The sequence below is a fragment of the uncultured Ellagibacter sp. genome (genome assembly GCF_934617235.1).
GTDB lineage: Bacteria > Actinomycetota > Coriobacteriia > Coriobacteriales > Eggerthellaceae > Ellagibacter.
In genome coordinates this window covers 70,043-79,052 of record NZ_CAKTTZ010000006.1, presented here as the reverse complement: position 1 = coordinate 79,052, position 9,010 = coordinate 70,043, and the positions used below count along the sequence as shown (strand labels likewise).

The following is a 9,010-nucleotide window of genomic DNA, read 5'->3' as shown; positions in this document are numbered from 1 at the left end:
CTTGCCCGTATCGTAGGCAATGCGCCGAATGCTCGCCACCGAAGTTCATCGGTGGCTTACCTCAAACTGTAATGGGGGGCTTGTCAATGAGAACTTGATGAGAGAGGTTCTTGTTTGAGAGGGCCCTAGGTAATGTTCAATCAACGCGCGACGTTGATGATCGCGGCGGTTTCGGGCTTGCTTTTGCCTTCGTTTCGGCAAGGGGATGTGCTACAATAGTTATACGAAAATATAACTTACGAAAGGAGGCGCTATGACTTTCGCCACCATTCGGGCCTGGGGCAACAGCAAAGGCCTTATCATCCCAAAGCAGATTTGTGACATGTTGGGGCTTGCCGCAGGCGATAGGGTGTCCATAAAACCGAACGCAAAAAACTCGGCCATAGAAATTGCCCCTATGAAGCGAAAATATACGCGGGACAAAGTGCTTACTGCCGAGGATGTCTTTTCGGGTTGGAGCGGCGCGTATTCTCTTCCTGATGACTTGCGCGGCCCTGCATCGCGAGGCGAAGAGTGCTCTTGGGGCGAACCCGTCGGCAAGGAAATGTGGTAGCGATGATCTGCGAACAGGGTGAAGTGCTGTACGTTGACTTCGAGCCACATGTTGGCCATGAGCCGGCAAAATATCGGCCCGCAATTGTGCTGAGCGCCGATGCGTTCAACCGGGTGTCGTCCATGACGGTCGTTGCGCCCATTACCTCAACGGACAACGGGTATCCAATGCATTCGAAAATTGACTGCGAAGATGTTTCTGGGTTTGCTTGCGTGGAGCAAATGAAAGCCGTGGATTTGAATGCGAGGAAATGCAAGCATGTCGGATACGCCGAGGAGCAGCAGATGAATGCTTTGCTGTCGCTGGTCGGCGCGGTTTTCAATATCTAAGCCAGGCGAATCGCATGTGCCAAGGAAGAGTGTCGCGGGCGCTTGGCGGGTCGCCGAAGCGAGGAAAGCCTCCGCAACTGGCGGTCGCTTGAATTCTTGGATAGCAACCCCTCTGTAACTAGCGGGCGCCTGGGCGCCGCGGGAGCAAGACGCCCGCTCCGTGGTCAACTGAGCGAGTTGTGCGCTGTTGGGTTGCCGAAATCGGGCCGTTTCAGCGCCGCCAACCCAACCTCGCGCGGCCCGAATCAGCGTTTTCCCAGGTCGGAAACAATCGCGTCCTTCCTCGGTCCGAACTCATGCGCGCACAACTCTTCCTTTTGACCACCAACTCGTGGTCGTGCTCCTATTCGCCGAGGATTGCGCGATAGGTCTGCTCGTCTTTTTCGGTGTAGACGTCGAAGATGACGTGCATGTCGGCCTCGGGGTTGGCGTCGAGCCAGGCCCGCACCGTGTCGACGGCAATGTGGGCGGCTTCTTCTTGCGGGAACCCGAACACGCCGGTGGAGATGCAGCAGAAGGCGATGGACTTGCAGCGTCGCTCCGCCGCCGCGGTAAGGCAGTTCCTGTAGCTTGCGGCAAGGAGCCGCTTGTGCTGCTCGGTGGGCTTCCCGTTTTCCACGATCGGCCCGACGGTATGGATGACCAGGCTCGACGGCAGGTTGTAGGCCGAGGTGACTTTCGCCTGGCCGGTAGGCTCCTCATGGCCCTGCGCCCTCATGATCGCCGCGCACTCGATGCGCAGCTGCACGCCCGCGAACGTGTGGATGGCGTTGTCGATGCAGTAGTGGCCGGGCACCCAACATCCCAAGAGCTGGGAATTCGCGGCGTTCACGATGGCATCGGCGGCCAGCGTGGTGATGTCCCCGCGCCACACGGCAAAGCGCGGATCGTTCTCGCACGGGGGGATGAGCCCCGCGTAGGTGATGCCTTCCTCGTCGACGATCGCGTGCAGCAGCTTGTCCTGCTTGGCGAGGAACTCGCCGCTCACGTGCTCGGGCAGGCGCGTGTTGCACAGCGCGCGGAAAAGGTCCCACGCCTCGCCGAAGGTTCCGGGAATGGGGCAGGTTGCGAGCTCGTCGCCGGTGTTCGTGCGTTCTTCTTGCAGCTCGGTGATGAGGAAACGAAGGTCTTCTTCGATGGTGGACATGGCGTGCTCCTTATTGTCGTTTGCGGAAATCCTATCATAAGCTGTGTGAAGGGGGTCGATTCGCCCCGCCCTTGCCGCTCAAAAGCGTTTGAGCGGGTACGGTTCCCGTGAGAAGTGGTAGACTACATCTAGTATTAAGTCGAATCAGGCATCTTTGCTGATTCGAAGGACAGAGACCAGGGAGGTCGCATGGACTACCAGGCATACTATCGCAAAGTCGAAGATGGCAACTATCAGGCATATTACGAAGCCATTGCCGCTGCTGAGCCGCGTGACCCGCAGGCGACCGCCCGCACGCGTGACGCGAACGGAACCATTCCAGGGCAGGCTCGCGAGCTTATGTTCAACATCGCGGGCGAGATTCAGAACACGTCGCGGGAGTTCGGCGTGCCCTTGCCTCCGCTTCTCGAGGGTTGTACGGTGGTCGATTTGTGCTGCGGCTCGGGCCGTGACACCTATCTTGCGGCGCAGCTCGTAGGGCCTGCGGGCAAGGTCATCGGCGTCGAGCCGAACGCCGTCCGCATGCGCATCGGCGAGAAGTACCTGGAAAAGGAGATGAAACAGTTCGGCTACGATGCCCCTAACGTGGAATTCCGCGAGGGCTGCCCAGAGGACCTCTCTTTTATCCCCGACGGCAGCGTCGACGTGGTCATATCGAACTGCACGTTCAACGAATCACCTGATAAAGCGCGCTATATTGCGGAAGTGCAGCGTATTTTGCGGGAAGGCGGCGAGTGGTATTTCACCGACGTGTTCGCCGACCGCCGCATGCAAAGGGAAACCTCCGACAACATCGACAACGTCGCGCTCCGTCTGGGCGGTGCCATGTACATCAATGATTTCCGTCGCATCGCGCAGCAGCTTGGCTTCAACGACCCGCGCTACCTGATCACCAACAAGACGCCGGTGACTGAGAAGGAGGCTGCGCTGTTCGACGGCACGTCGTTCGCGACGATTACCTGCCGTTTGGTGAACACCCCCTACACATCCGACGTGTGCGAGGACTACGGCGAGTTCGTCACCTACAAGGGCGGCCTGCCCGATTACCCCGACTACTTCCTCTTCGACAAGGACATCAAGTTCGGGGTGGGGGAGAAGCGTCACGTGTGCAATAACGTAACGAGCCTGGTCATCCCCGAGTTCGGCGGACGTTATGCGGCGGTGTTCGACTACGAGGGCAGCCGCGAGCGCCATGCGGGCGATACCCATGGTGACCGCATCATCAAGGTCGCGCCCGACTTTGACGGCGTCGTTGACGAAGACGACCAGCCGGTGCGCGTGTCCTGCTGCTAATACTGGTAGAATAGAAGGACTTGCAGGGGCCGCGCGGGAAGACGCGGCCCCAATCACGATAGAAGGAGCATTCACGTGGACAAGATCCGCTTTATGGTGGTGAGCGGCTTTTTAGGAGCCGGCAAGACCACGACCATGATCGCGCTTGCGGAATACATGGATCGAAACATCGGGAAGACTGCCATTATCGCCAATGACCTGGGCGCGAACCTCGTGGACACGAGCCTTACGCAGACGTCGGGCTGCACGGTTGCGGAAATCGGCAACGACTGTATCTGCTACCAGATGGACAACACGGTTGACCAGATTCGCCGTCTGCGCGACAAGGAAGGCGCCACGTTCGTCATGAGCGACATCCCCGGTTGCGGCGTCGGCGCGCTTGACCACGTGTATCACACGCTGCGCGACAACAATGCCGACGAGTTCACCCTCTCGCCGTTCATGGTGATGGTCGACCCCGAGCGCCTGCGCATGATCATGCCCGAGCACGCGGACATCAACTTGCCCGAAGAGCTGGTCTATCTGCTGAAACTGCAGCTCGAAGAGGCCGACCTTATCGTGCTCAACAAAATCGACCTGCTCGATGAGGCAACAATTGAGCGCTACATGGGCTTTTTGCATGAGGCATGCCCCGACATCCCGGCGATGAAGATTTCAGCCAAGGACAAGACTGGCATTCCCGAGCTCGCCGAGTACCTCACGACGCACGAGACGGCACTCAAGAATTTCTCGGTGCGCAACAATCAGGAATTCGCCGAGGCGGAAGCGAAGCTCACTTGGTACAACCGCCGTCTGTACCTGAAGACGAAGGACGGCTCCAAGATCGATTGCAATGCGGTGGTCGACGATCTGATCGAGGGCATCCGCATGGGGCTCATCGAGCGCAAGCGGAACGTGCCGCACCTGAAGACCTTTGCGACTTCGGGCAACGGCGACTTCAACAAGGCGTCGCTCATCGGCGTGGACTACGACACCGAATACGCTCAGGAATTCCTGCGCGACCACAAGAACATGCGCATGATCATCAACGCTCGCGCCGTCTGCGAGTCGCGTCCGCTCGCCCGCCTCATGGACGACGCGCTCGACGAGGTGTGCGACAAGTACGACCTTGACTGCCAGGTGTTCTTCACCGAGTGCTTCGGCATGGCGGACGAGGGAAGATAATCCATCCCAGATTGCGCGGAAACGCTGGCAACGTTCAGTCGCTCGGCAGTCCTGCTCGCGCGAACAGCCCACTGGGCTGTTCGGCTCGTGCGGAACTCGCTTTGTGAACGCCGCCGGCGTTTCCGCTTGGGGCGTGGCTTATCTCTCTATAAAACTAAATGCTTCCTGTGATATTGCTTTTCTAGAGGGGAACAATGACAGACGAGAAGAACGACATTCGCGCTCAGGTGCGCGAGTACTACGGCAAGACGTTGGGCGGCTCCGACGACTTGAAGACCAACGCATGCTGCTGCGCGACCGAGCGCCCGCCGAAGTACGTGCTCGACGTGATGCCCGACATCGCCGACGAGATCGTCGAGCGCTTCTATGGGTGCGGCTCTCCGATTCCGCCGGCGCTTGCAGGCGCGACGGTAGTCGATTTGGGCTGCGGCACGGGGCGCGACGTGTACGTGCTCTCGAAGCTTGTGGGGCCGACCGGGCGCGTCATCGGCGTCGACATGACTCCCGAGCAGCTTGCCGTCGCGCAGAAGTACCAAGACGAACAGGCGGAAAAGTTCGGGTTCGAACATTCTAATGTGGAGTTCAAGGCGGGCTTCATCGAGGACTTGGAAGAGCTTGGCATCGAGGATGGCACGGTTGACCTGGTTGTTTCCAACTGTGTAATCAACCTGACGCCGTTTAAAGACCAGGTGTTCTCCGAGATTTACCGCGTGCTGAAGCCAGGCGGTGAGCTTTACTTCTCCGACGTGTTCTGCGATCGCCGCATGTCCGACGAGCTGCGCGCCGACCCGGTGCTCCGCGGCGAATGCTTGGGCGGCGCGATGTATATCGACGACTTCCGCCGCATGTTGGCAAAGCACGGCTGGAAAAGCTACGTGTGCACGGCGGTGGAGGATATCCATGTTTCTGACCTGGCGCTCGAGACGAAGCTCGGGTTCACGTCCTTCACCTCGCGCACGGTACGCGCCATCAAAGTGGAGGGCTTGGAAGACGCCGAGGAAAACTACGGCCAGGTCGCGCGTTATCTGGGCGGGATGCCCGAGATGCCGCGCTACTTCGACCTGACCGAGGAGCTGCGCCTGATCAAGGGGCGCGAGTACGCCGTGAGCGGGAATTTGGCAGCCATGCTCGAGCAGTCGCGCTACGGGAAGTACTTCGAGGTGTCGCCTCGCGGTGCGCATCGCGGTGGGTTCGACCTTGCTCGCGCTCAGCAGGCGCTCGAGATGCGTCGCGGCAAGTGCAAGGCCGACCTCGGCTATTTGAACGAGGCGTGCGAGCGCTGCGGCATTCCCTCGTTCTACGACCGCGTGAACCTGCCCGATATCCTGCAGGCGAACGAACAGCCCGCGACGATGCAGGTGAACATTACTTACGCGTGCAACCTCGCGTGCCGCCATTGCTTCCTGGAGTGCGGCCCGAAGAACACTGAGGTCATGTCGCGCGAGACGATGGAGCAGATTCTCGCCGCCTTCAAGACAGGCGGCTACAAGACGCTTGACGTGACGGGTGGCTCGCCCGAGCTGCACCCCGACTGCGAGTGGTTCTTGCGCGAAGGCGCCAAGCTCGCTGAGAAGGTGATCGTCCGTACGAATCTGACGCTCGAGGAGAAGCCGGAATACGAGCATTTCCTCGACGTGTTTGCCGAGGTGGGGGCTGATGTGTGCGTGTCGCTCCCGTATTTCGACGCCGAAAATGCCGACAACCAGCGCGGGCAAGGCGTCTTCAAGCGCGCGGTCGCGAACATTCGCAAGCTTAACGAGCGAGGGTATGGGCGCGAGGGCGGCCCCGAACTGGAGATCGTCTACAACGTGGCGGGCCCGTTCCTGCCACCGCCGCAAGAGCTTTTGGCCGACGCCTATCGTGTGAAGCTGACCGAGCAGCAGGGCATCGACTTCAACGAGCTGTATGCTTTCAACAACTTCCCGCTTGGCCGTTTTGCGATGGATCTGGCGGACGCGGGGCTTACCGACGAATACCTGAAGCTGCTCCACGACAACTTCAACGCGTTTGCTGTGGGCAAAATCATGTGCCGCGACCAGGTGAATGTCGACATTGACGGCCGCTTGTACGACTGCGAGTGCAACCATGTGCTCGAGATGCCCATCCAGCTCGACGGGCGCGACGCGACGATTGCCGACATCGTGGATGCGCCGCTTCCCCCGCGCGAGGTTCGCACGAACCCGGTGTGCTACAGCTGCGCCGCCGGTGCCGGCTCGAGCTGCGGTGGCTCGCTGATCTAGCGGGAAAAGGTATTGCGCATTCTGGGCGCCCTGCTGGCCTCTCGGCTTGCGGGGCGCTCATGTTGTTTGCGCTGTTTTACTTGCCACATGGGGGCTCTTTGGTCATACTGAACTTCACAAAGCGTCCCCGAGGGGACGTTTTTAGTGTGGTGGCGCACTGCCGCACTCATTTTATTGGCCGTTGGAAGGAAATTGGTGGGAACGCACTTCAGTGCATGTGAACAGGTGAAACGCTTAGTCTTAGCGATGTGTGCGATGGCTATGAGCGTCCTTCTCGCCGTGTCCCTTATCCCCGCGCCTGCGTTTGCCGATGACATCTCCGATGCCCAGACGGCGCTCGACGCCGCTGAGGCGCAGATGAAGACCATCTCCGAAGAATACGACAAGATCAACGCCGAGCTCACCTCGATTCAGGGGCAGATCGACGCGACCGCCGCCGACGCACTTAAGGCGCAGCAGGCGGTGATCTCGGGCCGCGAAACGCTGTGCAGCGCTGCTCGCAACGAGTACCGATCGCCTTCGGCGGGGTCGATGCTCATGCTGATCTTGGGGTCGGCGTCGTTCGACGAGCTGACGCGCAACGTGGTGTATGCGGGCTCGATTCTCCAGGCGCAGGCCGACGAGGTGGAGGCGCAGAAAGATCGCGTTGCCACGCTCGAGGGTATCACCGCCGAGCTGAACGCTCAGAAGGACTCGCAGACGCGCGCTTTAGGCGAGCTTGAAAAGACGAAGCAGGAAGCGGAGGCCGTCGTCACGCAGGCGCAGTCTCAGCTGCAAAACGCCAGGGATGCGGAGGCCGATCGCCTTGCCGCACTCCAGGCGCAGGCGGCGAACATGTCGGATTCCGGCTCCTCCGACCAGAACGCAGGCGGATCGTCCACGCAGGTATCCGACAAGGCGAACACCACGGATCGCCAGGAGGTCGTGCCCGACTCGACGCCGGTAGAGCCCAACCCCGAGCCGGTTCCCGATTCCAACGCTGGTTGGAAGACGGGTGTGGCCTCGGCATACGGTGGTTCGACCGACCCGTATACCCCCAACCCCGGCACGACGGCGACAGGCGATGTGTGCGATGACTACTCGATGGGCGTGGCGATCCCGATGGCGTGGCCGAACTTCAGCAGCTATTTCGGGCGCACGGTGCAAATCTCCTACGACGGCATGACGGTGTACGCCGTCATCAACGACTGCGGCGGCATGGGCGGCGGCAGCCGCTCACTCGATTTGCAGCCCGGCGTATGGAAGGCCTTCGGGTATTCCTCCTGCGACGACTGGGGCCTTCGCACGGTGAGCTACCGTATTCTATAGGGACCGAAATGATTGATTCCAACATGGTGCGCGGGGAAAACGGCGCGCGGGTTCTTGGCAATTCGACTGCGTCCGCAGCCGATGGGCGTTTTGCGGTTCCGCTGGGCGAAGCGACACCTGCCGCTGCGCCTTCCCCAAGCGAGAGCGCCCCCGTCACCTTCTACGTCGTTCGTCATGGGCAGACGGAATACAACCTAAGGCACCTGGTCCAGGGCTGGTGCGATGCCCCTTTGACCGAGGCGGGCGTTCGCGACGCGCGCGCTTGCGGACGCGGTCTTGCCCGTGCGGGCGTCGAATTCGCGGCGGCTTACTCGAGTGATTTGGGGCGTGCCGTGCAGACGATGGACGAGCTGTTCTCGGCGCGTAGTGAGGTGGCGCCTGAGCTGGCCCTTCCTTCTCGCATGTCGGATTCTCGCATTCGCGAATGGTGCTACGGCAACCTGGAGGCGCGCCCTGGCACGCTCATGCGCGACGTGCTCAACGAGGGGTTTGGGTGCGACATGCCCTTCGAGGAGCTCAATATCCGTCTTCCGGAAACTGCCGATGCCATCAAACGCTGGGATGCTTCCGGCAAAGCGGAAGGCTGGGAGCAAATTGCGGCGCGGCTCGGCGATTTCTATCGCGATGTGGCGCGCAAGGTGGCGCTCTCGGGCGGCGGCAACGTGCTCGTGGTGACGCACTCGTTCGTCATCCGCTCGACCATGTACCTGCTCGATCCCGCGCGCGTGAACGATCCCGTGAAGATCGAGAATGCAAGCGTCACAAAGGTGATCTGCGACGATGGCCGCGCCTGCGATTCGGGCTCATTTTCAAGCCCGCTTTTCGCGCTTGGAGAAACGGGCTCGACAAGCTTTTTAGGCTCGCGCCTCTGATTCTTTCTCCCGAAACGGGCAATCTGTGTGCGGCTGTAACCCGTGTTCGGGGGCTTGCGTTCTCATCCACGCTATTCTTTTCATGCCATCCTTCCAATTATCGC

The 9,010-nt window shown here is 60.4% G+C and carries 8 protein-coding genes; 7 read left to right on the top strand and 1 reads right to left on the bottom strand.

The genetic code is table 11. The annotated features are described in order from the left end of the window. Positions 1 to 253 precede the first annotated feature (253 nt). Both Q0G85_RS02380 and Q0G85_RS02375 read left to right on the top strand, forming a co-directional pair. Complete coding sequence (locus Q0G85_RS02380; protein ID WP_297154373.1) at positions 254 to 553, top strand: AbrB/MazE/SpoVT family DNA-binding domain-containing protein; 300 nt, start codon at positions 254 to 256, stop codon at positions 551 to 553. Positions 554 to 555: 2 nt separating this feature from the next. Next, complete coding sequence (locus Q0G85_RS02375) at positions 556 to 882, top strand: type II toxin-antitoxin system PemK/MazF family toxin (RefSeq protein WP_297154371.1); 327 nt, start codon at positions 556 to 558, stop codon at positions 880 to 882. A 343-nt stretch (positions 883 to 1,225) separates the two neighbouring features. On the opposite strand, the gene Q0G85_RS02370 is transcribed toward Q0G85_RS02375, so the two are convergent. Beyond that, positions 1,226 to 2,029, bottom strand: coding sequence for a protein-ADP-ribose hydrolase (locus Q0G85_RS02370; protein WP_297154369.1), 804 nt, complete (start codon positions 2,027 to 2,029; stop codon positions 1,226 to 1,228). Positions 2,030 to 2,218: 189 nt separating this feature from the next. Here Q0G85_RS02370 and Q0G85_RS02365 point away from each other — a divergent pair, with 189 nt between their 5' ends. The 5 genes from Q0G85_RS02365 (at position 2,219) to Q0G85_RS02345 (ending at position 8,906) form a co-directional block, all read left to right on the top strand. Further along, entirely contained in the window at positions 2,219 to 3,322 is a 1,104-nt protein-coding gene (locus Q0G85_RS02365; protein WP_297154366.1) for a methyltransferase domain-containing protein, read from the top strand. Between the two features lie 75 nt (positions 3,323 to 3,397). After that, a complete protein-coding gene (locus Q0G85_RS02360; RefSeq protein ID WP_297154364.1) occupies positions 3,398 to 4,486 on the top strand; it encodes a GTP-binding protein in 1,089 nt (362 codons plus the stop codon). Positions 4,487 to 4,680: 194 nt separating this feature from the next. After that, complete coding sequence (arsS, locus tag Q0G85_RS02355) at positions 4,681 to 6,726, top strand: arsenosugar biosynthesis radical SAM (seleno)protein ArsS (RefSeq protein ID WP_297154362.1); 2,046 nt, start codon at positions 4,681 to 4,683, stop codon at positions 6,724 to 6,726. 261 nt (positions 6,727 to 6,987) lie between these two features. Further along, positions 6,988 to 8,034 carry a hypothetical protein gene (locus Q0G85_RS02350; protein WP_297154361.1) on the top strand — a complete coding sequence of 349 codons (1,047 nt, stop codon included), beginning with the start codon at positions 6,988 to 6,990 and terminating at the stop codon, positions 8,032 to 8,034. 8 nt (positions 8,035 to 8,042) lie between these two features. Next, on the top strand, positions 8,043 to 8,906 hold the full coding sequence (locus Q0G85_RS02345) for a histidine phosphatase family protein (RefSeq protein ID WP_297154359.1): 864 nt from the start codon (positions 8,043 to 8,045) through the stop codon (positions 8,904 to 8,906). Positions 8,907 to 9,010 lie beyond the last annotated feature (104 nt).